Consider the following 24,653-nt stretch of genomic DNA (forward strand, 5'->3'; position numbering starts at 1 on the left):
TCTATAAAATAAGCATTAAATGCCCATATGAACAAGGTTAATCCTGTGTGACATCAAAAAGACTCGCCTACAATAACTGTTTGCCGACCGCATAATACGTTATTTTGTCAAAAAAACCCGGCTGATCTTGGCCTGATGGCCTCGCCTGACCCCTTCGGGGGATGCGTAATTGTAACAACAGGTATTATTTACTACTCCAGGCACTATGAAAATACACACAATTTCAGCCCAAATACCACAGATTCGTTACCAGCGATGCAGCGAGTGTGACACGCTTTTCACACTCCCGGCGCTGCAACGCACGCAGACGGCACATTGTCCGCGTTGTAACGCGAAAGTTGAAAAAGGCCGGGTTTGTTCCCTGCCGCGACTGATCACGATGGCCATCAGCATATTATTGCTGATGCCTTTCGCGTATACCGAGCCGCTGATCAGCATCCGTCTTCTGGGCACACGCATTGACGCCAGTTTGCTTGAAGGTATCTGGCAGATGTCGCAACAAGGTGATCCCGTGACCGCCAGTATGGTGGCCTTTTGTACCATCGGTGCTCCGCTGACACTCGCAGTATCCATTCTTTATCTGCATTTTGGCAGCAAACTGGGGATGAATCTGAAACCTGTGCTGCTGATGCTCGATCGCCTTAAAGACTGGGTGATGCTGGATATTTATCTGGTCGGAATGGCCGTCGCCAGTATCAAGGTTAAAGAGTATGCCGACATCAACGTCGGTATCGCACTGGCTGCCTATCTGATGATGACGCTGATGGTCACGCTGACCATGATTAATCTCAACATCGAGCAATTATGGGAAGAGTTCTACCCGCAGCGTCAGCCAAAAGGATTGCCCTCTTCCTTGCGGCTGTGTCTGGCCTGCAAATTCACCGGCATACCGGATGAGCGAGGACGCTGCCCGCGCTGCCATGTTCCGATGCGTCTACGCTATAAACACAGTTTGCAGAAAACCTGGGCCGCGCTGATTGCCGCCATTGTATTTTTAATCCCGGCCAATCTAATGCCAATTTCCATCATCTATGCCAACGGGCAGCAGCTGAAGGACACCATATTTTCTGGCGTTGTGTCACTCGCGACGTCGGGGAACGTGCCGATCGCCGCCATTGTATTTATTGCCAGCGTGCTGGTGCCGTTTACCAAAGTTCTGGTGATGCTGACGCTGCTTCTCAGCATTCATTTCAAAGCGATTCAGGGACTGAAAACGCGGATCCGCCTTTTCCGGCTGGTGCACTGGATCGGACGCTGGTCGATGCTGGATTTGTTTGTTATTTCATTAATGATGTCGCTGGTTAACCGTGACCAGCTTTTGTCTTTTACGATGGGACCGGCCGCCTTTTACTTTGGCGCTGCCGTAATTCTGACCGTTCTTGCCGTTGAATGGCTTGATAGCCGCTTGATTTGGGATGCACATGCAACAGGAAACGCCGAATACACCGACTGAAGCACGTATTAAACACAGACGCCGGATTTCGCCGTTCTGGCTTCTGCCGTTTATTGCTTTACTGATCGCCGGATGGTTGATTTACAGCAACTATCAGGAACGTGGAAACACTGTCACTATCGATTTCCAGTCGGCGGCAGGTATTGTCGCTGGCCGTACGCCGGTGCGTTATCAGGGCGTGGAAGTGGGCACAGTGGAATCCATCAGCCTGACGAAAGATCTGCGCACCATTCAGGTGAAGGTCAGTATTAAAAGTGATTTGTCTGACGCCCTGCGTGAAGGCACACAGTTCTGGCTGGTCACTCCGAAAGCGTCACTTGCAGGCGTTTCAGGGCTTGATGCGCTGGTGGGCGGTAACTACATCGGCATGATGCCAGGGCCTGGAAAAGAGAAAGACCACTTTGTGGCGCTCGATACACAGCCTAAATTCCGTCTCAATACCGGCGAACTGATGGTCCATCTGCATGCCAAAGATTTGGGTTCGCTGAACACCGGTTCGCTGGTGTATTACCGTAAAATTCCGGTCGGTAAGGTTTACGATTACGATATTGAAAGTGGCAATGAAGGCGTGACCATCGACGTACTGATCGACAAACGCTTTGCCAATCTGGTCAAAGAAAATACGCGTTTCTGGAACGTTTCAGGCTTTAAGGCAGATTTGAGCCTGAGCGGAGCGAAAGTTCAGATGGAAAGTCTGGCAGCACTGGTGAATGGCGCGATCGCTATGGATTCTCCGAATGACGGGAAACAGGCAAAAGCCGATCAGTCATACGTGCTCTATCCGGATCTGGCGCAAAGCCAGCGTGGTGTGGAAATCAATCTGGATTTACCCGATGGTAACGGGCTATCTGAAGACCAGACACCACTGATGTATCAGGGCTTACAGGTCGGTACGCTGACCAAAATCACGTTACAGCCGGATAATAAAGTCACCGGAAAACTGACGGTTGATCCTTCAGTGCTCGACATGATGCGTACCGGCACGCGCATTGAAATGAACAGTCCGAAAATCAGCCTCAATAATGCCAATCTCAGCCAGTTGCTGACCGGCAATACGCTGGAACTGATCCCCGGCGAGGGTGAGCCGCAAAAGCATTTTGTGGTGCTCGACAGTAACCAGCGACTGCTACAGAACCCTGACATACTCAAAGTTCAACTGATTGCACCTCAGAGTTATGGTATTGATGCGGGTCAGCCTATCAAACTTTACGGCCTCAACGTCGGTACAATTATTGACCGCAAGCTGACGGATGAAGGCATTGTGTTTAATGTTGCTATCAAGCCGGAATATAAAAACTTGCTGCATAAAGACAGCAAGTTTGTGGTCAACAGCCGCGTAGATGTGAAACTGGGTGTCGATGGGATGGAAGTCCTCGGCGCCAGCGCTCAGGAATGGGTCGATGGCGGCGTGCGTATTATTCCGGGCACCAAAGGCGCGCCTGCACAGAAATATCCACTTTACAGTAATGCCGAAAAAGCCGCCGAAGGTATTCAGGGCGAGCAACCAGGCACTACGCTGACGCTGACTGCGAAAAGCCTGCCAGATGTTCAGACCGGTTCAGTGGTGCTTTACCGGAAATTCCAGGTCGGTGAGATTGTTAACGTTCGCCCTAAAGCTAATGAATTTGAAGTGGATGTTTATATTCAGCCGCAATATCGCAACCTGCTGACAGAGAAAACCATTTTCTGGGCGGAAGGTGGCGCAAAAGTGCAACTCAACGGCAGCGGGCTGACCGTTCAGGCCTCACCACTGGATCGCGCGCTGAAAGGTGCTATCAGCTTCGATAACCTTGACGGCGTAGTCGCCAGCAAAGGGGTGAAGCGGGTTCTGTATGATTCAGAAACTTCGGCCCGTGCAGTGGGCAGCCAGATAACGCTGAATACTTATGATGCCAGTAAGCTTTCCGCCGGCATGCCTATTCGCTATCTGGGCATCACCATCGGTCAGGTAGAGTCACTGAAACTTGATTCGCAGCTGAATCAGGTTTCTGCCAAGGCTGTGTTGTATCCTGAATATGTTGAAAACTTTGCCCGTCGCGGAACCCGGTTCTCAATCGTGTCACCGGAAATTTCCGCCGGTGGCGTGAGCAATCTCGATACGCTTCTCCAGCCATACATTAATGTCGAAGCAGGCAAAGGCGCGCCAGCGCGTAACTTTGATTTGCAGGATTCCACTATCACTGACTCGCGCTACACGGATGGCCTGGGTATCGTGGTCGATGCAGCCGAAGTGGGTTCATTGCAAATCGGTACGCCGGTGCTGTTCCGCGGGATTGAAGTCGGTACCGTATCTGGCTTCTATCTGGGTGCTATGGCGGATCGGGTGAATGTGACGCTTCGGATCAGTAAAAAATATCAATATCTGGTACGGGAAAACTCCGTGTTCTGGCTGGCCTCTGGCTACGACCTGCAGTTCGGTCTGACCGGTGGCGTGTTCAAAAGCGGGACATTCCAGCAATTTATACGCGGAGGTATCGCCTTTGCGACGCCGCCAACCACGCCACTGGCACCGAAAGCCGCCAACGGCAATCATTTCCTGCTCAATCCTGAAGCACCTAAGGACTGGCAGAAATGGGGAACCGCAATCCCGAGAAATTAACCGCTATTATGTTGATCAGGGCCACCTTCGGGTGGCCTTTTCTTTATAAGGCAACGCGTGCAGCCCTCTCATCACAGGTAAATATGGTAAACTCCGCGACAGAAAAACTTATTCAGCTCTGGAACCACGCCTTTGTCAACGCTCACCACCGCCAGCACTTTTACTGATAAATTACCCGCCGCTTTTCTGGACGCCACGCGCGCCGTCATGCCTGCAGATCTGAGCATGGACGATTTTATTGCCGCCTGCCAGCGCCCTCTCCGCCCGAGTCTGCGGGTGAATACCCTGAAAATAAGCGTGGCGGATTTCCTTGAACTTGCCGGCAACTATCAGTGGGATTTAGAGCCAGTGCCGTGGTGTGCGGAAGGTTTCTGGATAAACCGCAACGTTCTGGACGCTACACGGTTAGGCAATGCTTTATCGCATCTGGCCGGCCTTTTCTATATTCAGGAAGCCAGTTCCATGTTGCCGGTCACTGCGTTATTTGCCAATGATACCCAGCCGGTTCTGGTGATGGATGTTGCTGCCGCACCCGGCTCGAAAACGACGCAAATCGCGGCACTGATGCAAAATCAGGGCGGCATTATTGCCAATGAATATTCCGCCAGCCGGGTTAAAGTCCTGCACGCCAATATCAGCCGCTGCGGCGTCAGCAACACCGCGCTGACTCACTTCGATGGCCGCGTTTTTGGCGCTGCTCTGCCTGAAACTTTTGACGCTATCCTGCTGGATGCGCCCTGCTCCGGCGAAGGCGTTATCCGTAAAGACCCGGACGCCATGAGCAACTGGTCGGAAAACAGCGTGACTGAAATTGCCTCGACTCAGCGTGAACTGATCGACAGCGCGTTTCATGCGCTCAAACCCGGCGGCGTACTGGTCTATTCAACCTGCACCCTTAACGCGCAGGAAAACCAGCAGGTCTGCCAGTGGTTACTCGATACCTACAGTGATGCTGCAGAAGTGGAGTCGCTGGCAGAATTATTCCCAGGTGCCGGTAAAGCCGTCACACCGGAAGGCTATTTGCACGTATTTCCGCAGGTTTATGACAGCGAAGGTTTCTTTGTCGCGCGCTTTCGTAAAACTGATTCTGTGCCGCGCCTGCCAGTCCCTGGATATAAAGTGGGCCGTTTCCCCTTCTCGCCACTTTCCCGTCAGGACAGCGCTGACATTATCAAGGCAGCGGGTCTTTCAGGGCTTTCCTGGCCTGAGAAACAATACACATTATGGCAGCGGGATAAAGAAATCTGGCTGTTCCCTGCCGTGCTGGAACCTGTTTTTGGCAAAGTCCGCTTTTCCCGTATCGGTGTGCGACTGGCAGAGCGTTTTCCGAAAGGATTCCGCTGGCAGCATGAAGCCGTGGTGGCATTCAGTGTCGCAGATGCCAAAAACCGCTTTGAGATAAATGATGAACTGGCACAAAGCTGGTTCCGTGGCGTCGATATCTACCCGGACGATACCCCCCCCGCTGACGAATGTCTGGTGACATGGCTTGGTCAGCCATTGGGACTGGCAAAACGCATTGGCAGCCGGATAAAAAACAGCCTGCCACGCGAACTGGTGAGAGATGGCGCGATACGTCCGCAGCCCCTGCCGAACGATTAATCAGACTTAACTTTCCCGCAATTTTCTGTGCCAGAGGAGCTTTCCGACGGCGCAGAATATTCTGCTCAACCGCCATTCATACCGACAAAAACACCTGATAACTGCGTTTCTGTGAATACTGTGCAACTGAACTTTTAGGTGAAATCACGGTGACAAAGGGTATATTACAATTAGCTACATAGCATTTTATGCTGCATATATCAGATAGTGACTTATATTACCAAGAAAGGTTTATTGAATTATAAGTAGGAATAATCCTATCGTGGCATGTATTATTGCCATCAAGATAACATTGTCAGTGATATATCATTTTCAGATATAAATCTTAATGCCTGATGTTGAGTAAAGACCTGCCAGTCGGAGAAGTATCATGTCGGATGAAATGAAACTCGAATCAGCAGATGGGTTGCTTTTGCAGCAAATGGCCAGTCTGCGAGACATTATCGATAACAATTCTGACTGGATCTGGGAAGTCGATGCGCAGGGGCGTTATGTTTTCTCCTCCAACAAATGCATCGAGTTCCTGGGCGTTCCGCCTGAAAAAGTATTAGGAAAAACCCCTTTCGACTTCATGCCTCCCGATGAAGCACGGCGTGTGGGCGAGCAATTTGCTGCCATCGTGGAGCGTCGCGCCCCTTTTGGTGGACTACTGAACCGCAATATTCGCCCTGACGGCACTGAAGTCATTCTGGAAACCAGCGGTGTTCCGCTTTTTGATGACGACGGCAATTTCCGGGGCTATCGCGGGATTGACCGTAACCTGACCAGCCTTGATCAGGCGCCGGGCCAGCGTCTTTTCCAGCTCGAAACTATCTATTCCAATGCGCCGGTTGGCCTGTGTTTCATTGATTTGCAGATGCGTTACGTCACGGTCAATGATGCAATGGCCACGATTATCGGCCTGCAACCCTATGAAGCGATCGGGCGCAAAGTCGGTGTTTTCCTGCCGGGGCTTTCCCCTCTGCTGAATAACGCGCTGGAACTGGCCCGGCGCAATGAAACAACACCCGATCGTGAGTTTTCCGTTCCCGGAAAAAATCAGGTGTTCTTCGTACGTATTAAAGCGGCCTACGACGGACAGAATCAGCTGAATGGTCTGTCCGTCGCGATGACTGACATTACCAGCCTCAAACGGATGGAACGCGCCCTGCGCGAAAGCCAGGAACATTACCGCAACATGGTTGAGCTTAACCCGCAAATCCCGTGGACTGCCGATCCACGCGGGATGCTCAATGATGTCAGTTCACGGTTTCAGCGGATAACCGGCATGACCCGGCAGGATATTCTGGCCGACAAGTGGATCCAGAGTATGCATGTGGAAGACCGCCGCGCGGCTGTTCAGACCTGGGAACAGTGCCTGAAAACAGGCGCGCCGCTGGATATTGAAGTGCGTTTTTGTCACGTAGACCGCGGCTGGAACTGGATGCGTATCCGCGCTGCAGCCAGCTACGCCGCCGATGGCTCGATTCAACGCTGGTACGGTACAGCTGAAGATGTACATGAGCGCAAACTGCTGGAGCTAAAACTGGTCAAGGCTAACCGCCGTCTGGAAATTCAGGCGCGCACAGATTCACTGACCAAGTTGCCAAACCGTCGTGAGTTTAAAAAAGTGCTCAGCCACGAATACATGCGCGCCAAGCGGAACCGCACTCCCCTGACCGTGGTGATGATCGACATAGATTACTTCAAACACTTTAATGACCATTACGGCCATCTTTCCGGCGACGCCTGCCTGCGTTTAGTGGCCCGTACTTTGCGAAAATCACTCAAGCGCAGCACCGACGTCGTGACACGTTTTGGCGGTGAAGAGTTCGCTGCCATTCTGCCGGATACTGACCTGAAAGGCGCATGGATTGTCGCACAACACATAATGGAATCGATTGAATCGCTGGGCATCAAGCATAGCTTCAGCGAGTTTAACCGCGTCACCATCAGTCAGGGGATTGCGACTTATATGCCTGAACAGGATCCCGGAATTGAAGATCAGTCGGATATCGTCAGTGCCGCAGATGAGGCTCTGTACCTGTCGAAAAATAATGGCCGCAACCAGATTAATGCGATGCCTGTATCAGTCAGATTTAATCAGCTTTAAATGTGTTTTTTAGAAACCCACTCGTGCTCAGAACAGAATGCAGTGCGGTATAAATCACATTTCCTCTCCAATCCTCCAATCAGGCATTGCTAATGTAATAACAGCAATGCCAGTTTTGTTTTCCCAAAATAAGTATTGTTCCTGCTCGGGCAGGCAAAATCTAAATCGTACGTTAGCTTTATTGATCCGGCAGCGATTTAAATTTTTTTGCATGTTTAAACTCAAAAAACTGTAGATATTTATTATGATTACAAAGGATTATGTATAAAAATCATCTTTGTTCTGGCGCTGGCGTTACTCATTACCGGAATAAAAACCCCGCTTTTGCGCAAACTGTTCGGTGTTACCTGAACCAGACGCCTGGGTGGCGAGATGAAAGTGGTCGCCTATTTCTGATTATTCCCCTCCCTTTTCTGACCTGTCTCAGGAGCAAGTCAGACGCTTATCAGCGCCCGAAAAAAATTCGGGTGGCGCTTTTTGTGCTGTCGACTATTCTCAAATAAGGCAGACCAACTGGTCATACCTGATATTATTGAAATGGCTTACTTCATTCTGGCGAGGAGTATCTGATGGGAAAATCGAGTATCCGGATTGGCAGTTACGAAATTGACGATGCACAACTTTCAAACCCTGAAGCAAAAGGCGGCGATAAAGTGCACATTCCGTGCAAGTCAGACCCTGATTTGTGTATGCAACTTGATGCGTGGGATGACCACACCAGCGTCCCGGCAGTCCTCGATGGCCGTCATTCTGTGTTGTATAAAGAAAAGTACGACGAACAGAAAGATGAGTGGATCATGCGACTGGAGTAACACAGCATGGCGAACGGAGTTGAGTTCGCCATGCCGCCTGCGGTCGGAGGGTATTCGTCACTGTTGAGCGTTTTTAACCAGAGAGATGCCCCGCCCGGCGTAAAAGCGTGCGAAAGTTTCCACAGGTAACGTAACATCCTGTTGGGTAGAAACATCGTGACCGGAAGGATTATGGAAGGTCACAGTCTGAGCATCCGCTCGTGTTATCAGCACCAGATGACCCCCTCTGTGCGGAGGCGTGGACTCCGGGATACGAATGGAAGGATGCACTGAAGCAATAAAAAACCGGTGTTCTTTCAACTGACCGGCAATTTCTTGTGCCGGTAGATCCACTTTAACCTGCGCTTCAAGACCCAGTTCCTGTCGGACATATTCAACAAAAGGCGCGTAAATCAGCCCCTTGATATTGCCACCCTCACGAACATAAGCCCCGTATGTCAGGCTACGATAGGTCAGTTTCAAAACAGGCACAACGTTGCCTGAAACAGCGGCCAGCACCATCTTCAGGCAGCACATTCCGCAAACATGATTTGCCCACTCGATAAATTCCTGCTGATCGGCCGCACCCGACTGGGGCCACAAACCGATCTCACTGAGTTGAATGTCCCCGGCAATAATCCCGGCTGCGCAGTCAGGATCTTCCCACTGGCTAAAATAAGGGACTGCCGAAGATGCAGAAAACGAACGCTGATTAACGGACATGACGAATTCCTGAACAAAAGACTGAAAACATCAGGTTGATCATTTCACTGACGAATGAAAAGGCCTGATTTCTGTATCAGGCCTCAGGAGAGATTTAGAACTTTTCAACCATCCGGAACTTCATCAGCAACAAAGGCATGGTCGGTTCAAACATTTCGTACTCCTCAAAGAAACGCTGATGCTCTTTGCGCCAGTATGCCAGCGTCCGGTCACCTTCTCCTTCTTCCCAGGCATGTTGTTCTGTGACCTGATCAAAAGGCACTTGCTTCACTTCGGTCAGTTGCACGGCACACACCGGATTATTGCGGCCATCGACTACCACAAAGATTTCGCCCGGCTCAGGTTCAGGATCATCATCAAGATTTGAACAGGTGGCTGTTTTTGTGCCAGCAATAACGCGCTTAGCCAGTTCGTCAGCTGACGATTCAGTATCACCAAACGACCAGCGCTCTGCGTCCCTGTATTTGAGTGGGATCTGCGGAATCATAATTTATCCTTTCAATTGAGATAGTTCACTGCCATTGCAATTAAACATTAGCACAAAAAAACCCGCCGCAGCGGGTTTTGCAAGCCGGTAAAGTCTCTTAAGGTTTGCAGTTATCCGGCATTTTCGCCGGCCACTGACGTGCACTTCCGGCACCGTATAAGACGCTGATACCACATTCCTTATCAACACGCGCAAGAGGCTTACCCGTTTTGTCGATCATCATCGACATGGCCGGTGTGGAAACGACCGCCACTCCGCTATCAAACTGTGATGCAGCGCTAAACACCGGAGCCACCGCGAAGTTGCCCAGCGCATCGACATAGCCATAATTCCCATCAGCTTTGGCAAATGCCAGTCCGTCGACAGGCAAACCTAAATCAGCATAAGAGACACCGTCAGTCTGTTTCCCCTGACCGTTAATCCAGGTTTTTGTCCCATCAGCCCGCGTCAGTACTGCGTGATCATCGACCATCTGACTGGCGTGTCCCTGAACCGTGAGAACCATTTTACCGGTATTATCAACATAACGTGTCGCAGGCTCGTTATCCTGCGGATCATAGGACACAGACCAGCCACTCGCTGGCGGCATGGTCCATTGCCCTTCCGGCATGGCTGCCACACGCACCCCCTTGTCATCGATCAGCTCATAGCCTGCTGGCGTTGAGCGCAATGCCCGCCCCCGCACAAAAGCAGAACTCCGGCTTTCACCAACGGGTTGAATTTGCCATTCGCCTTGTGCAGATAAGTATCCTTGCTGTGGCTGGCGCGATAATTTCACCCAGTCGCCCAGCGCACTGATACGTGTCTGCTGCTCATGAAGCTGGATATTACCTTCGGCATCCAGAAGCCAGGACTGACCGGCCGCAGAAGTGGCCAGAATACGTCCGTCACTAAATTGATTTACGGTGAGTCCGGCGATAGGTGCAATTCTTGGCTGAGCGTCATTGCCTGTGATTTCTGCCAGAACAGACGATTCAGGTTGGCCCTCGGTTGCAGGCTGTGTCAGTAACCAGAGGGCAGAGTTAATGCGGCGGGCCTCAGCATATTTCGGCGCCACAACCACTTTACCCTGACTGTCGAGTATCCCCCACAGCCCTTCCGGTGTTTTGAATGCGGCCAGCCCATCTGAGTAATCGCCTACATCCTGATAAGCAGGTTGCAGCACAGTCTTCTGACTGATGGCATCGTAGATGCCCCATAACGCCCCCTCCGCTGCCGTTTCACGATAGCGGAACCAGCCATTGCCGACAGATTCGATCTCAAAAACATTCGGCAAATCATAATGCTTACCGGCATGATCAAGTGCTGTCAGTTTTCCATTCAGATAGTCCAGAGCGTAACCCTGCACAAAAGGAGAAATATTGTCTTCAGTCAGCGGGATAATCACCTTGCCCTGCGCATCCACCACGCCAGTGCCATCGGCGGTTCTCACGATGAACTGACCGATGTTATTACTGCTGTCAGCAGGTTCAATATCCTGCCATTTACTGTCAAGCTGAAGAGAGCCATCCGGGCGCAGGAAACCCGCACCATTTTTGCCGCCAGCATCACCAGGACGCACCAGCGCAAGCGCCTGTGGTGATGAAACTGAAGAAGTATTGATACTGGCAGTCAGAGGTTCGATACGGCTGCCTTCCAGAGTGCTGATACCCTTCTGATTCAGCAAGGCTTTACCTGTGGCATCAACGACATTCACCACATCACCTTGTTCATTACGCAGCCATAAACGGTGATCGATAACTTCTGCGCTGGAAATTTGCGCCAGCCAGCCAACATTCTGAGTCCCGCCAATGACGCCACCAGAAGGAGCAACAATGGCATTCACTTTTTTCTGCTCACCTTTGGTCGTTATCAGGTACTCACCGGTATTCTGCTCCCAGGGCTCACTGCCTGCAGGCAGCGTAATGGCTTGTTTGCGACCCGGCACATATAAAGTCAAAGAATCTTTATTGGCAGGATTTAAAACATAATCCCCTGAAACCCGTAGTGCTGCTGCTTCCGCTTCACTGAAAGTGGCAATCACAGCGGCAGAATTATCCAGTAACCTGACGCCATCGGCCGTTTTTGCCAGCCAGAAGGCGCCTGTTTCCTCGCTGACAGAAAGATATTTCTGCTCGTCCTGACCTCCGTCAGTGCGGATTAAAGTAATTCCATCCGCTTTTTTCGCCAGTGCGACAGAAGGATTATGAGGGTCCAGGGTGATGGATGTGTACTGTGGCTGAACACGCCAGGTCAGATTTCCATCAACAATGCCATAGCCTTTAGTGGCATCGACAGCAATGAACAGATCGTCGGAACCAAACGGCTCAACGACTTCCATTTTGTCCGTCGCCACGTGGCGTACACCGTCTGGTGAAAGAAGTACGCTGTTAAATGTCAGGCTGAGGCGGGCAGGAATGCCATTACTCAGGACAGCATCATCCACTAAATCGTCCAGAGCTTTACCGACCTGAGTCCCTTTACGATCAATAATCTGGGGTTTTCCGCCCACCTTCACCACGGCCAGACCGGCTTCTGTAAAGGGTTGTACGCTGTCAAATGACGGCTGAATCATCCAGTTGCCGGTCAGATCGATATAGCCCCACTTCCCCTGCAACATGGCGGCGGCGGCACCAAAGTGGTAATCCCCGACCTGTTCAAAAACAGGTTTGATGACGAGCTGCCCCTGATTATCCAGAAAACCCCAGCGCTCATCCGTTGCGTCGGCTGCGGGTAAAAGCACCGCTGCACGTCCTTCACGCACATCGCGGATACACAAATTTTGCGCTAAGGGCTGCGCCGCGCGAAGCTGGGTATCGCCCCTGGAAGCGGGCAATGGCGCCGAACATCCCGGTGCAGATTCAGCTATTACAGGTTCAGCCACAGCAGCAGAGGCGGTCAGCGTCAATAAGGCCAACGTGCTACCGGTGTTCAATGCGCAGCGGAGTGCGTGACGTAGCCTTGAAGGTTTGCTGACAATCATTAATTACCCCCGGAACCACAATTGGGTGCTTTAGCAGGCCAAAGATAAGCACCTTTCGCATCCACGATGACGCGCTGATTACAACGCACCTGAATTTTTGCCTGTACATTCCCATCGGCATTCAGCAAATTCACGACACCTTTGCCTCCAGCCCAGGCACGCTTCTCACTAAAATCAGTTGCCCAGTCAAATTTAGGCAAAACAGCAAAACGGCCGGTGGTGTTGATATATCCCAGCAAGTTGCCATACGTTGATTTTTTCACAGCGGTCGCAAAATTATTACTCATCGCTCCCACCTGATCAAAGTAAGCACCAATCAGCTTCTTGCCCTGCTGATCGACAAAACCGTACAAGCCTTTCTGATCACGCACAGGAATAACACCTGAACTGGCTTTGTCAGCCTGCAGACTATCAAGCCCGGCGAAGCGCTGGATTTCATTGCCATTGTTGTCATACAGAACGGTTTCACCTGTCACGTCATCATTCATAACAAGACGCGCCATCGAATTAAGCGGTTGCGCCTGTTCGAAGCCATCTGCCGAAGCGCCATGGTCATTTATCAGCGTAGTACGCCCGTCGCTGACAGCACGGCTCAGATTCAGAGGTGCGATGAAATTAAATTCAGCCGTGTAAAGCGGCTGAATCTGCCAGTTGCCCTGGCTGTCAATCGCACCGTAATGCGGCGAGAAACTTAATTTTATCCAGTCACCTTCAACAGAACTCGATGAAGCATTAATGGCTTTACTGACCGGGAAACGCCCCGCGTTATCCAGTAATGCCACGCCACCTTCTGAAGGTTGAACCAGCCAATGGTTCTGGCCGACAGCTTGCGGTCTGGCGAGTAAATCCGTCGCTAACGCCTGCCCGGTTTGGGCACTGTAAAGGCTGTAATGGCTGGCGAGCGCACCGCGTTCTCCCGGCTGATCGTTGTCAGAAAGCGTAAAAACACCCTGACCAAGATATTGGAATTTACCGCTACGCTCCGCATCCGGCGCTATCGCCCAGGTACCATTAGCACTGAGAACGCCCCATCCTTCATCCGTTTTAGCCAGGGTATACCCTTCGTTGAAGGCATCGATTTCAGTGAACTGTGGTGCCGCCTTAATACTTTTGCTGGCGATATCCCACAAGCCCCAGCGCTGCGCTTCTTTTTCACCCTCGGTGTAATAAATCAATCCTGAGGATAAACGCTGAGCATTTTTCAGAATGTCTGCCGGTACCTCAATTGCATTACCGTTTCGATCAATCAGGTGCTTAACATCCGCATTATTGGTGTTGTCTACAGCCCAGGTGTAATCACCCTCGAACGGAGTGATTTGAGTATAGACAGGCTGAATAACCCACTTGCCTGAAGCATCGACAGCACCCACTTTTTTAGTTTGAGTATGGATGATGAGCGGCGCCTGAGATCCGGAGGTTTCTACGGAAGCCCATTGGGGATCAGACAAAACATTACCCTGAGAGGTCAGAATGGCAGGCGGTTTGCTCGAATCCGCAGGGGTCAGAACCGCCCACGGGAGACTATGCGCCGCATCGTCATTTGATTCTGGCAGTGCAGATACGTCATCTGTCATCGCCACTGTACCCAATGGCCGCAGCTGGTAGTCTTTGAGAGCAGTAAGCGTGGCTTCATTAAGGAGCGCCACACCATTGTTGTCATAAATCTGTGCGACTTGTGGCGCCTTGCCTTCAGTTTGCATAACCCAGAGATGATTTCCCTGCTGCAGCACTTGCGGCTTATTCACTTTCAGCGAAACAAGCTGATTATCTGCACCGATGATCACGATGCCTTTGCTACCCGCGCCCAGCGTTGCCTTTCCCCAGACCAAAATATTTTCAGCCTGATCAGCAGGAATATCCTGCACTTTCTCCAGCTTGCTGCTAAGTAACTGTTTATTGTTATCATTACCCGTCACCAGCCAGCTGCCAGATGCGAGTGGTCTAACAGATTTGTATTGTTCTTTATTTAACGCAATACCCTGACGGTCCACAAATGACCAAAGATTCCTGGTTTTTACCGCAACCACATCACCATTAAGTTGTGGTTCGTCGCGCGTTTTGAGCACCATCGGGTTTATGGCCCAGTCACCGTTCTCATCGAGATAACCCCAGTAACCTTCTTCAGCAGAATCACGTTTTTTGGCGGGGATCAGCCCGGACTGTGGCAAATCGATCGCCATGACATCATCAGGTAAAGAAAGAGAGCGGTCGGTGGAGGCATTCCACAACGCAGGTGATACCTGAGTTTGGACACTTGCCAGCGCCTGACCGCCGGCAAAACCACGACTGTCGAGTGCAACGGCGAATGGCAGCGTTTTAATCACTGCACCTTTTTTATCTATCAGCGCCAGACGATTATCTGTCACCACTAAGGCAGTCCCCTGCGCGTTAAAATCTGTAGCACGCGTAAAGCGCGGCTCGATAATCCAGTGGCCTTTTTTATCAATATAACCAAACTGATTGCCTTTTTTTACAGCGGCCAGGTCGTTCACAAAACCCCGAGCTTCGCTGAAATCAGGTTTGATGACCATGTGCCCGGTCGCATCCACGAAGCCCCACTGAGGTTCACGTGAAAGACCGACCTGAACAGGCGAAAGCCCCTGCTGGAAAGGTAACTGACAGTCTTTGGCAGTTTTGGCATTGCCACATGCCCGTAACTGCGCGTCATCCGCATGTGCCGGCATGTTAAAAAAAGCATTCAGAACCAGGGTTAACGCACTGAAATTTCTGATGTATTTGAATTTTTCGGAGCAATTCATCCGATGCCCTTATAACTGGATAAAATAGGAAAGTGTAGCGCACGATTTTTTTTCATCACCCGCAAAATGGGCGTGTGAGACGGTAATAAATCCGATAATAATCAATTTCAAGCGCGCGCACATGTTATACGCCTATAGGGTGTCAGCTTGTGAAAGAAAAAGCAGCTAATTTATTACTCTGTAACGAATGAATACACTTCATCACTACACCTGAAGGTACCCTACAGATGTTACCATCCGGTCTGATTCAGCACCTTCCGTTAACCCCACAATTACATTTTGACTTCTTTCCTAAAAATAGGATCATTTTTGTTTACAAGCATAAAAATGGCGAATTATTAATCTCTGAAAGATTCTTATAACTATTGATTAAGGTCATTATTTCCCCAGCTTTAGTCTGGTTTTATAGATAAATGAGCGTTGTGTGACCAATATCACTCCCGGTCTGGTTGACGTAGAACCTGGCAGTGTTCGGTTACAGCGTATTTCAGGTGCTTTATCTAATTGGGGAAAAGTCATGCCTATTGTTCGAGCCAGATTGAGTCTGTTTGGTGGCGACACTGTCGTCATTCGTTGTTCAGAAAAATGTCACATACATCTGATGTGTGAAAATGCAGTTGAGCGAAAAGGACGTCACTCAGGTTTCGGCGATATTGTGACGGTTAATGATCAAAATACGGCTTATGTCGGGATCCCTTATAAAGGTGTCTGGAACGTTCTTATCGATTCAAAATGCGACTCTCTGGAGCATTCAATCAGCTACCTGCCAGCCTGATCACCTTCCTCTATAAACAGCCTTCACTCTTTCTTACTTTTTTGCTCAGGCGAATGGGAAACCATTTGCCTGTTCTTCATACCTCGCAATCCGATATTTTGCTGCCCCGGAAGTTATAGACAGCCGGGGATAGCGTCCACTGGCAAAGTTGATTCTTGCGTAACTTCACGTAATAAACTTTAGCGCGTTACATCAGTTACATAGCGTTATTGAATTGAACATTCCATATATCTAAAAACATCTTTTTTCACCTGATTAATTGATTGCCAGCGGTAATTTCACATTGCATTCTGTCTGAAGTAACGACGTGGCACCGGTCAGTTCACCGGATTTCTTTCAGGCAAAAACAGATATCTCATAATGAATAATAAATCACTTTGCACCATCGCTGACGTAGCCGACCTTATTCCAGAGCTGCGTAAAGTTCGCCAACACTTGCACCAACATCCCGAACTCTCCAATGAAGAATCAGCAACGGCTGCGCTGGTTGCTGAAAGATTACAATCACTTGGTTATCAGGTGACGACAGGCGTTGGCGGCTTTGGCGTCGTCGGCACAATGACGATTGGCAACGGTTCACGCAGTATAGGTATTCGTGCCGATATGGATGCCTTGCCGATAACTGAACAAACAGGAGTGAGTTACGCCAGCCAGAATCCCGGGAAAATGCATGCGTGTGGACATGACGGACACACAACGATGCTGCTTGGTGCAGCCGAACAGCTGGCGCGCAGCAAAAACTTCTCTGGAACCGTACATCTGATTTTCCAGCCTGCAGAAGAAATCGGTTTTAACAGCGGCGCTGAACGCATGCTGGCTGAACAACTTTTTGAGCGATTCCCGTGCGATGCCGTCTACGGCTTACATAATCACCCGGGCTATCCGGTTGGAAAAATGATGTTCCGCTCCGGGGCGTTTATGGCTGCCTGCGACACCGTCAATATTACTATCCATGGGAAAGGCGGTCATGCCGCCCGCCCTCACATGACCGTTGACCCCATTCTGGTTGCCGGCAGTCTGGTCGTTGCCTTGCAGTCGGTGATTTCGCGCAACATCGACCCGAATGAAACGGCAGTGGTCACCATCGGTTCATTGCACTCAGGCCATGCGGCGAATGTCATCCCGGAAACAGCGCGTCTGGAAATGAGCGTCCGCTCGTTCGATCCGCAAGTCCGCAAAATTCTCGAACAGCGCATTTGTCAGCTGGTGGAAAATCATGCAGCCGGATACGGCGCACGGGCAGAAATCGAATATGTTCCCGGTTACCCGGTGCTGGTGAATCATGACAAGGAAACAGCGTTTGCAACTGAAGTTGCAAAAGAACTGCTGGGTGAAGATAACGTCATTGATAATCTGCCACCCATTTCAGGCAGTGAAGACTTTGCTTATTTTCTGCAGCGAAAACCGGGTTGTTTCCTACGTTTGGGTAACGGTGACAGCGCAGTTTTGCACAATCCGGCCTACAACTTTAATGATGAAAGTCTGAGCTTCGGCGCAGCCTACTGGACTCGCCTGGTTGAGCGTTATCTGGCAGATTAATTTGGTCACAAGTTAACGGCAAAAACCGAACCAGCGCATGCCTAAGTGAAAATGGTTGGCATGCGCTGCGTTATAATCTGGTCCGATAGAGTTTCCGAAATACGGACAGCTTTCTGCAAACAAAGAATGGATATACTGCGCTTGAGCACCTGTCTGCGGCCATTGCTTGAGTACCGTTAAATGGCGGCCATCCGCCAGTTCAAAACCTGCAATATCAAGGGCTTCTGCCGTGGCATGTTCACTAAGCCGTGCGTCGGGTTTATTGTAAACATTCCGGCAGGCATAGCTGCCCAGATGGTCGATTTTCACCAACCGGGTACCCAGTTCCTGCGATGCCAAAGGCTTCGCCACCTGACCAACAAACATCGCACTGCTCAGGGCAAGACGACAGCTCGCCAGATAACTCGAACTTAGGGCAACATCCCCAAACCCGCGAACTCGCACGGGATTCGTCAGCGGACACTTTCCTCCCATACTCCCGGCATTGCTAAACTGGATAGCGCCTTCTGTTTGAGCACGTTTGAGAGCTGCCAGACATTCGTCAGGATTATTGTCCAGCTTTCTTAATTTGTATCGGGTGATCAGATTAGGCGGGTCAGTAATAGCCAGCGGGGTGAAAGGATTATATTCAGAAGGTACATGGCGGCTTATCCACGGACCACAGAAATACGCTGCCGCCAAAATCACAATCAGGCTAACCCAATATCGCATGATGCTCCTTACCGGTTGTGCCGCAGCAGTCCCTTGATTTATTGAGAGTAATATTATGAGTATAGCGCCTGAGTAAATAATGATCTGACGGAGTTACAAGTAGGGAAATAAACTTACGAAGGTTTGACATAAATCGACATTGGGTTTGTTACTTTAATTCCCGAAGACGAAGTTTCTTCTCCTGTGTCCACTGTGAACTGTCCTTCATAGTGTGTAAGACCCTCGCATTACCCCTTTCAGCCCGCCCCGAGCGGGCTTTTTTTTATCTGAAATCTGTGAGCGCATTGCAGGAATGCAATGCAAGGTTATTCCACCCGTTTAACATCCGGATGCCTTTCACTGGCTGCCTCATGAAAAATATCCCCAAGCCAGCCGGGGATCTCATCCTCAGTCATCTCATCAGGAATGATGATGTCATAAAGTCGGGAAAACTTCCTCTCTGCCAAATCCGCACGGAAGACATGCCAGCCACCAGAAGTCTTCTTAACAGCAAGATGGCGACCGAAAACATTATAAATCAGCATAGAATTCTCCCCGGCAGGTCGTACAAATAGAATGTGCAAACATCATAGCTACAGTAGCGTCAGACAGTCTAAATTGATGGTACTGAAGGTAAGCGGGAATGGGCTAAGTGAATATTTAGAAAGTCATTTATTGATTTGAAAAACAGGCAAAAAAAAGACCGAATACTTATTTACATCATAAGAATCAATAGGTTGAGAGAATAAATGGCGAAAAAATGGCGGCAACCTGATCAAAGTTGATTTACTTACTCAATTTTAGTCCCATTTTATGTTCGGTGAAATGATCTTTGAGCTCAAGTATTTACATATAATTTTTAACGTAACGTTCAAAAAAATATTCAGTATTCGAAATATAGCAGTCGTTAATACAATATTAGTAATGGAAGCAACGTTAAGCGTTCAAGAAATCTTTAAAATGAAATAAATGATGCTACCAACAGGGTCATATACCCCATGTATTCTTGGGCCTGAGCATCCTTAAATTGACATGAATGGGGTGCATGATTAAATCCTTAGCTTACTTAGTTCATTAAATTATCACCCAAAATGTATTATTTTTAAAGTCTACTATATTCAGATGAGCTCATTCGTAAAAATGTGGAGATTACGGAAAACTAGCATGGGGATTGATGTCACTCAATGCATTTAAGAAAAATTAATTATTATGATTAAGCCCCTACTATTTGTGAAGTCAATCAAACTTTGCAACAAAAAATCATGCTTTAATCAATTTGAAGCATGATGCAACTCTGACCATAAAAACACAATTCTGAATACTCATTTCTCATCCTAACAGGATGGTATGTGCTTTTTGATCTTGGCCAGAGAAATTTTAATCACACAGCAAAATGGAGAAGCAGATGTCAGACGTGCAAATAACTTGTATTACACTTTCTAGTACGAATAAAGTTCATGAGCATATTACACATGTGGGTAGCCCAAATTTCACACCACAAGGTAGCAAAATGACTGTAGCACAAGTAGTAAATCACATTGAAAATAAGACACACACTTTCTTTGTTCAAGCTGCTTCTGCTGGCCGTGCAGATGTAGGTGTAGTTGACCCAGGTAACGGAAACCCGAAATTTATAAGGACATATGCAGACGGTAAGTGGAACAACAACTTATTATCGCTACCTCTATGCTGACCGTTATAAGTAAAATAATTTAGAAAAGTCATAATACTCTGTAGAATTCACTACAGGGTATTTTTCCTTAAGCTATTAATAAATAAGTTAGAATTCCCAATAGGTTAGCCCCACCTCATCATTACCTAGGGGCTGATGATTAACTCGTCCCTGATGACTTGCTCGCCATTGAGATATGCCTCAACCTTCTATCCTATTTTCTCTAATAGAAGTTAAATTTCAAATACTATCTTTCCCCCATAGTAATATCAATCTCATGATATAAACTTGAATAAACGCTATTACTAATAATTGTAGTTATAATAATTACTTCCAAAAGGATGTCTTGCTATAAACTATTTTTCTTAATAAATATATTTCGACACTAAAACAACCAAATACCCCCTTCAACCATATGGCATTACTAGTATTTAGTAAAATACCCGTGTGTTATTTTTTGTTTTTAATTACTTCTTCTGCCTGCTCAAAAACAGTAAGAATCTGTTGTTCTGTTAGTTCTATGCCATTTTTGATTGCATTTCTAATTATAGATGCCTCGAGTTGGCTCTCCGAATACAGTTTGTTTACATCATTTTTAAGTTGTTGGATAGAGTTGCTGTCATCAATCGTGAAAAACCTCTCCATTACTGATAATGATTCAACTATTAAATCTTGAATTTTTACCTTCTCTTCTCTATGAACGGCGATTGATTTGTTTAACATTTCTAACTCTTCTGTTAAAGTTTTTTTGGACACCTCGAGTTCTTTAGTTACCAACGCCTCTCGTTTACCACGCTCAATTTCTGCTTGAATGTCAGCATCAATCTTTGCATTTTCAGTCTCTACTGCTCTATCTGATTGAACCCTAAGTTTTGATAACTTTATCGCATCTTTAAAATCTTCAGATTTGCTTAAGAATATATTATCTCTTTGCCTCTCCTCTGCCCACTTATGCGCCTTAGAGAGTGACCATTGTGCATAAGGAGTAACTATTGCTAAAAACCCACCAGCCAAGACAGGGGAGATAATGAAGTGAAGATAAAAATAGTTTTGCGAGAGAATGTAATCAATTCGGAACTTTACTGGGGAATCACTCATAAACAGCATTGCTAAATTCGGCCAATTAAACCAGAACCAAGCCAAAATAATGAACCCCCATAAAGGGCTTTTAATTCTTTCTTCCAACACCTGTTTAACTGACTCAGTCAAGCCACCGCTCATTTTAACGCCCCCGAAACTGGATTTTTTATCATAATCCTTCTGCTCATTCTTTGTTACTATCTGTAGATATTTTAAGTTCCCTTTAAATGAACCATTCCCTCTCAGAACTTGCTTTTCCTTTATATATATTTTTTCTTTTAACTCTTACTCGATACCATGCTGTAAGTGGCCTGCTCAGTGTGAGAAGCAAAGACAACCAACAACTTGTATTAGCAGCATGTAATATCTGTTAAACGCTCTTCTACATAGCATTTTTTAATATTACTACGACTAAACCTTTTGCTGTCACTTCATTATCTGAACATTCAAAGTCACCATCATGACCGCTGATACGCAGTTTGTTGCCAGGTCGACGTGAAACTGCATAGACGTCCAAAGTGCCATCAATATCTAACAGCCAAGATCCATTTGATATTTCGTTAACTCCCATTTCTATCAGCCATGCTGATTTTCCGCTACGTACATAGTTCAGGTTTTTGAAATAGACTCCCTCAGGTACAAATGACTCATCGATATAGCAAAAACCATCATCATCAAGCTTGCCTGCCAGAAGTATTTTTTTAGAGATCGTTTGTATTCCTGAAGTTACATGTTCATTCTGCGATTCGGTATTCATCTCACCTGTGGCTAACCATCCAAGTGAAACCCCAGTATCTAATGCGCAGGCAATAACTACATCACCAGGGAAATATTCTCGGCGAACCCAAGTGCTTATAGTCCCTGTTGATATAGCCAGATACTCACTTAATTCCTTTTGAGTATTAAAACCGTACGCTTCCATGACTCTCTGAAGGACAGCTTTTCCTCCAGTTGAAAGCATCTTTTCAATAAGTGCCTTACCTTTTTCATATCGAGAGGGAACACCTTTAGGCGCCTCACAACCAACATTTGCATTTGCAAATTTACCGGTAACTAGCCAACGAAGATCTGTACCAGTATCTAAGGCACATTTAATGATTGGGTTACCTGGAACGCTGCCACGCTGAAGCCAGCCGCTTATGTTATTGGCCGGAATAGCGAGCGCTTCCGCTAAGCTTTTCTGAGAGCTCACTCCATAAGCCGTCATTAATCTGTTCAGGATTTCCTGACTATCCATCTTTTCGCCAATCATAAATGCACCGAAGTGATAAAAAAACATTTACCAAATCGCTTTTACGATCTAAAGTGACAACACACCACATGTTACACAGTAGAACTCAAACGACAGAAAGGAGATTTTGCTTTATGTCTCATCAGAATGCAATTCAAGTACCTACCGATAAGACGCCGTTATCTAAGGAACTCTTAAATTCCGTAGTATCCCAGTTGCTACCAGCCTTGGAGACAGCCCTGTCTGCAACTATCGTGAACTCGATAAGTTTGCAACTGACCACGCTCGCCAATTCCCCAACAATTTCTAAGAAAGATTTTGCTGCAATTAACGGTATCAGCTCCGCAGTCCTCGAAAAGTGGATCGCGAATGGAGTCGTCCTGCTTGCACCGACTCCTTCAACTACAATCACCCAACAACGCAAAAACCGAAAAACAGGTCAAATGCAAACTGTCGTTATGGAACGTCATGGCAATGCCCTGATCAATCTTGAGGCCTGGCGTGAGAAAAACCGTCAGCAAGCCATCAAGTGTCGCTACATAAATCGTTGAGTCAGATTATTCAAACTAGCAGGGACTAACAATGTTTGATTATCGCGTTTCCAAACACGCTCACTTTGACGATGCATGTAAGGCATTTGTGAATCGTCATAACCTTACCGAACTTGCCGTGCTGATGGGGACTAAACCCCAAATCCTGCGCAATAAGTTCAACCCTGAACAACCCCATAAACTCACTTGTGAGGAAGTTCTTTTAATCACTGACCTGACTGAGGACGCGACCCTTCTCGATGGTATGTTGGCACAGATAAATTGCCTGCCGTCAGTTCCGGTTAATGAGATTGCTACCTCTAATCTTTCTACCTACGCATTACAGGCAACCGCCGCCGTAGGTTCTATTGCAGCTGATGCAGTGAAAGGGGGTGCGGTTAGCTCTCAGCGTCGTATGTCCTTACTCGAAGGTGTTAATGCCGGTATTCGCCATCTATCACTGATCGGCTTAGTTGTTCAAGGCCGAGTACAGGCATCTCCAGCCCTGGCATCTGCAGTTGGTGCCATTGCAAGCGTTACGACAAATGGGTTGATGTGACTATGGCCGTTTCTATTGCTCCATTTTTAAAACAGCAGAGTCCATCTCGCCACTTTAACCACGGTTGCATCGAGTTACCAGGTGGAAAGCGTTGGAACCCTTCAATATCACAAACCACTGCCCCGCAGGCCGTGAGAAATTCAAAACCGCTTATAAAGCGTCTGTTTAGTTGAGGTGATTATGTCTTTAGTGAATGAAGAACATATTCAAATAGGCAAGAAACATCTTTCCAGAATTAAAGAGATGTTTGAATTCAGAAAGAATGTAGCGCAGGAAACATTTGATACTCAGCCGCTGCATATGCGCAGAACAATTTGTTTTCATGCTGGCTTGTCTCGCCGCCATATTGAGATGAAGTTTGCTGAATTATCGCCGACGGAAAGGCATCAAGTAGTTGCGGCGCTAAATTCTTTGCTTGGTTTAACTGAATCACTGCCGAAATTCATCAGTGAGGATGACTGCAAGATAAATATTAAACACTAGCCCAAATTTAAATTAACTGGCGTCAACCCGCCGGGCATTCTTTTGCCTGAAAACAGGAGTTTTATATGAATAATATTATTGAGAACATCCGTCAGAATACTGTTGGTTTGCCAGCTATGGGTATTGATTTGGCTTCACCAGAACGCGATTACACTTCTGTTCCTGATTTATCGTTGATGCTGGACACTGCTCGTAATGAAGAACGCGCCAATCGAGCGGTGGTATTTGCCGGTCGCCTTGAAGCGATTGCCAGTTTCATTCTCAAACGTGAAATGACAGGAATTGAAGCTGCTGAAGCACTCCGCATCGAAGCTAACCGAATTCAAAGTGAAGCGGAGGCGTAACAATGGCTGATGTGATCGACACCGCTCAGGAACGCGCTGACCTCACTCTTTCCACCCAAATCCAAGCCGCCCGCGCAACTGTTGCGGGCATTTCCGCAATGTTCTGCATCGACTGTGACCGCCCAATACCGAAGGAACGCCGAGCAGCTCTGCCAGGGGTTGAGCTTTGTGTCTATTGCAAGGAACTCGCTGAGTTGAACGCCAGACATTACCGGAGAAAACAATGATCTATTTCTCAATAGTTCTTCTTCTCCTTGGCGTCAACGCAGCCCGCTATTTCTT

Annotated in this window: 22 protein-coding genes; 14 read left to right on the forward strand and 8 right to left on the reverse strand. The window is 48.1% G+C overall.

Annotation, left to right across the window (positions count from 1 at the left end):
• Positions 1 to 205 precede the first annotated feature (205 nt).
• From yebS to J1778_RS01120, 5 genes are all read left to right on the forward strand, one after another.
• A complete protein-coding gene (yebS, locus tag J1778_RS01100; protein WP_217171617.1) occupies positions 206 to 1,453 on the forward strand; it encodes a membrane integrity lipid transport subunit YebS in 1,248 nt (415 codons plus the stop codon).
• Positions 1,422 to 4,052 (forward strand): PqiB family protein, encoded by a 2,631-nt coding sequence (locus tag J1778_RS01105; RefSeq protein WP_217171618.1) that lies wholly within the window; start codon positions 1,422 to 1,424, stop codon positions 4,050 to 4,052. The genes yebS and J1778_RS01105 overlap by 32 nt, the downstream gene beginning before the upstream one ends.
• 207 nt (positions 4,053 to 4,259) lie before the next feature.
• On the forward strand, positions 4,260 to 5,654 hold the full coding sequence (gene rsmF, locus J1778_RS01110; RefSeq protein ID WP_217171639.1) for a 16S rRNA (cytosine(1407)-C(5))-methyltransferase RsmF: 1,395 nt from the start codon (positions 4,260 to 4,262) through the stop codon (positions 5,652 to 5,654).
• A gap of 370 nt (positions 5,655 to 6,024) precedes the next feature.
• Entirely contained in the window at positions 6,025 to 7,746 is a 1,722-nt protein-coding gene (locus J1778_RS01115; RefSeq protein WP_217171619.1) for a sensor domain-containing diguanylate cyclase, read from the forward strand.
• 569 nt (positions 7,747 to 8,315) lie between these two features.
• Complete coding sequence (locus J1778_RS01120) at positions 8,316 to 8,558, forward strand: DUF1480 family protein (RefSeq protein WP_217171620.1); 243 nt, start codon at positions 8,316 to 8,318, stop codon at positions 8,556 to 8,558.
• A 57-nt stretch (positions 8,559 to 8,615) separates the two neighbouring features.
• Here the strand turns inward: J1778_RS01120 and J1778_RS01125 are convergent, their stop codons facing one another.
• The 4 genes from J1778_RS01125 to J1778_RS01140 form a co-directional block, all read right to left on the reverse strand.
• Positions 8,616 to 9,260 (reverse strand): C39 family peptidase, encoded by a 645-nt coding sequence (locus J1778_RS01125; protein WP_217171621.1) that lies wholly within the window; start codon positions 9,258 to 9,260, stop codon positions 8,616 to 8,618.
• A 94-nt stretch (positions 9,261 to 9,354) separates the two neighbouring features.
• Positions 9,355 to 9,747 carry an ASCH domain-containing protein gene (locus J1778_RS01130; RefSeq protein WP_120161753.1) on the reverse strand — a complete coding sequence of 131 codons (393 nt, stop codon included), beginning with the start codon at positions 9,745 to 9,747 and terminating at the stop codon, positions 9,355 to 9,357.
• A gap of 97 nt (positions 9,748 to 9,844) precedes the next feature.
• Positions 9,845 to 12,709, reverse strand: coding sequence for a WG repeat-containing protein (locus J1778_RS01135; protein WP_217171622.1), 2,865 nt, complete (start codon positions 12,707 to 12,709; stop codon positions 9,845 to 9,847).
• On the reverse strand, positions 12,709 to 15,393 hold the full coding sequence (locus tag J1778_RS01140) for a WG repeat-containing protein (protein WP_238484504.1): 2,685 nt from the start codon (positions 15,391 to 15,393) through the stop codon (positions 12,709 to 12,711). Before J1778_RS01140 ends, J1778_RS01135 begins: the two co-directional genes overlap by 1 nt.
• A gap of 592 nt (positions 15,394 to 15,985) precedes the next feature.
• Between J1778_RS01140 and J1778_RS01145 the strand changes: the two genes are divergently transcribed.
• Positions 15,986 to 16,243, forward strand: a complete 258-nt coding sequence (locus J1778_RS01145) for a DUF1883 domain-containing protein (protein WP_217171640.1) — start codon at positions 15,986 to 15,988, stop codon at positions 16,241 to 16,243.
• Between the two features lie 360 nt (positions 16,244 to 16,603).
• Complete coding sequence (locus tag J1778_RS01150; RefSeq protein ID WP_217171624.1) at positions 16,604 to 17,782, forward strand: M20 aminoacylase family protein; 1,179 nt, start codon at positions 16,604 to 16,606, stop codon at positions 17,780 to 17,782.
• Positions 17,783 to 17,794: 12 nt separating this feature from the next.
• On the opposite strand, the gene J1778_RS01155 is transcribed toward J1778_RS01150, so the two are convergent.
• Together J1778_RS01155 and J1778_RS01160 are read right to left on the reverse strand one after the other, a co-directional pair.
• A complete protein-coding gene (locus J1778_RS01155) occupies positions 17,795 to 18,493 on the reverse strand; it encodes an extensin-like domain-containing protein (protein WP_217171625.1) in 699 nt (232 codons plus the stop codon).
• Positions 18,494 to 18,798: 305 nt separating this feature from the next.
• Positions 18,799 to 19,017 (reverse strand): DUF7661 family protein, encoded by a 219-nt coding sequence (locus tag J1778_RS01160; RefSeq protein ID WP_217171626.1) that lies wholly within the window; start codon positions 19,015 to 19,017, stop codon positions 18,799 to 18,801.
• Between the two features lie 860 nt (positions 19,018 to 19,877).
• Between J1778_RS01160 and J1778_RS01165 the strand changes: the two genes are divergently transcribed.
• Positions 19,878 to 20,165 carry a DUF3892 domain-containing protein gene (locus tag J1778_RS01165; protein WP_217171627.1) on the forward strand — a complete coding sequence of 96 codons (288 nt, stop codon included), beginning with the start codon at positions 19,878 to 19,880 and terminating at the stop codon, positions 20,163 to 20,165.
• 429 nt (positions 20,166 to 20,594) lie between these two features.
• Here the strand turns inward: J1778_RS01165 and J1778_RS01170 are convergent, their stop codons facing one another.
• Positions 20,595 to 21,365, reverse strand: coding sequence for a hypothetical protein (locus tag J1778_RS01170; RefSeq protein ID WP_238484505.1), 771 nt, complete (start codon positions 21,363 to 21,365; stop codon positions 20,595 to 20,597).
• 241 nt (positions 21,366 to 21,606) lie between these two features.
• The gene (locus J1778_RS01175; RefSeq protein ID WP_238484506.1) at positions 21,607 to 22,476 is read right to left on the reverse strand and encodes a phage repressor protein CI; all 870 of its coding nucleotides are present in this window, start codon (positions 22,474 to 22,476) and stop codon (positions 21,607 to 21,609) included.
• 113 nt (positions 22,477 to 22,589) lie between these two features.
• Between J1778_RS01175 and J1778_RS01180 the strand changes: the two genes are divergently transcribed.
• The 6 genes from J1778_RS01180 (at position 22,590) to J1778_RS01205 (ending at position 24,598) form a co-directional block, all read left to right on the forward strand.
• Positions 22,590 to 23,006: a hypothetical protein gene (locus J1778_RS01180; protein ID WP_217171628.1), complete on the forward strand. Its 417-nt coding sequence runs from the start codon at positions 22,590 to 22,592 to the stop codon at positions 23,004 to 23,006.
• A gap of 31 nt (positions 23,007 to 23,037) precedes the next feature.
• A complete protein-coding gene (locus J1778_RS01185) occupies positions 23,038 to 23,544 on the forward strand; it encodes a phage regulatory CII family protein (protein ID WP_217171629.1) in 507 nt (168 codons plus the stop codon).
• Positions 23,545 to 23,546: 2 nt separating this feature from the next.
• Positions 23,547 to 23,717 (forward strand): phage filamentation protein Fil family protein, encoded by a 171-nt coding sequence (locus J1778_RS01190; RefSeq protein ID WP_217171630.1) that lies wholly within the window; start codon positions 23,547 to 23,549, stop codon positions 23,715 to 23,717.
• Between the two features lie 7 nt (positions 23,718 to 23,724).
• Positions 23,725 to 24,027 (forward strand): hypothetical protein, encoded by a 303-nt coding sequence (locus J1778_RS01195; RefSeq protein WP_217171631.1) that lies wholly within the window; start codon positions 23,725 to 23,727, stop codon positions 24,025 to 24,027.
• 65 nt (positions 24,028 to 24,092) lie between these two features.
• A complete protein-coding gene (locus tag J1778_RS01200; RefSeq protein ID WP_238484507.1) occupies positions 24,093 to 24,371 on the forward strand; it encodes a DUF2732 family protein in 279 nt (92 codons plus the stop codon).
• Positions 24,372 to 24,373: 2 nt separating this feature from the next.
• Positions 24,374 to 24,598, forward strand: a complete 225-nt coding sequence (locus tag J1778_RS01205) for a TraR/DksA family transcriptional regulator (protein WP_217171632.1) — start codon at positions 24,374 to 24,376, stop codon at positions 24,596 to 24,598.
• Positions 24,599 to 24,653 lie beyond the last annotated feature (55 nt).

It is taken from the genome of Rahnella bonaserana (assembly GCF_019049675.1).
Taxonomy (GTDB): Bacteria; Pseudomonadota; Gammaproteobacteria; order Enterobacterales; family Enterobacteriaceae; genus Rahnella; species Rahnella bonaserana.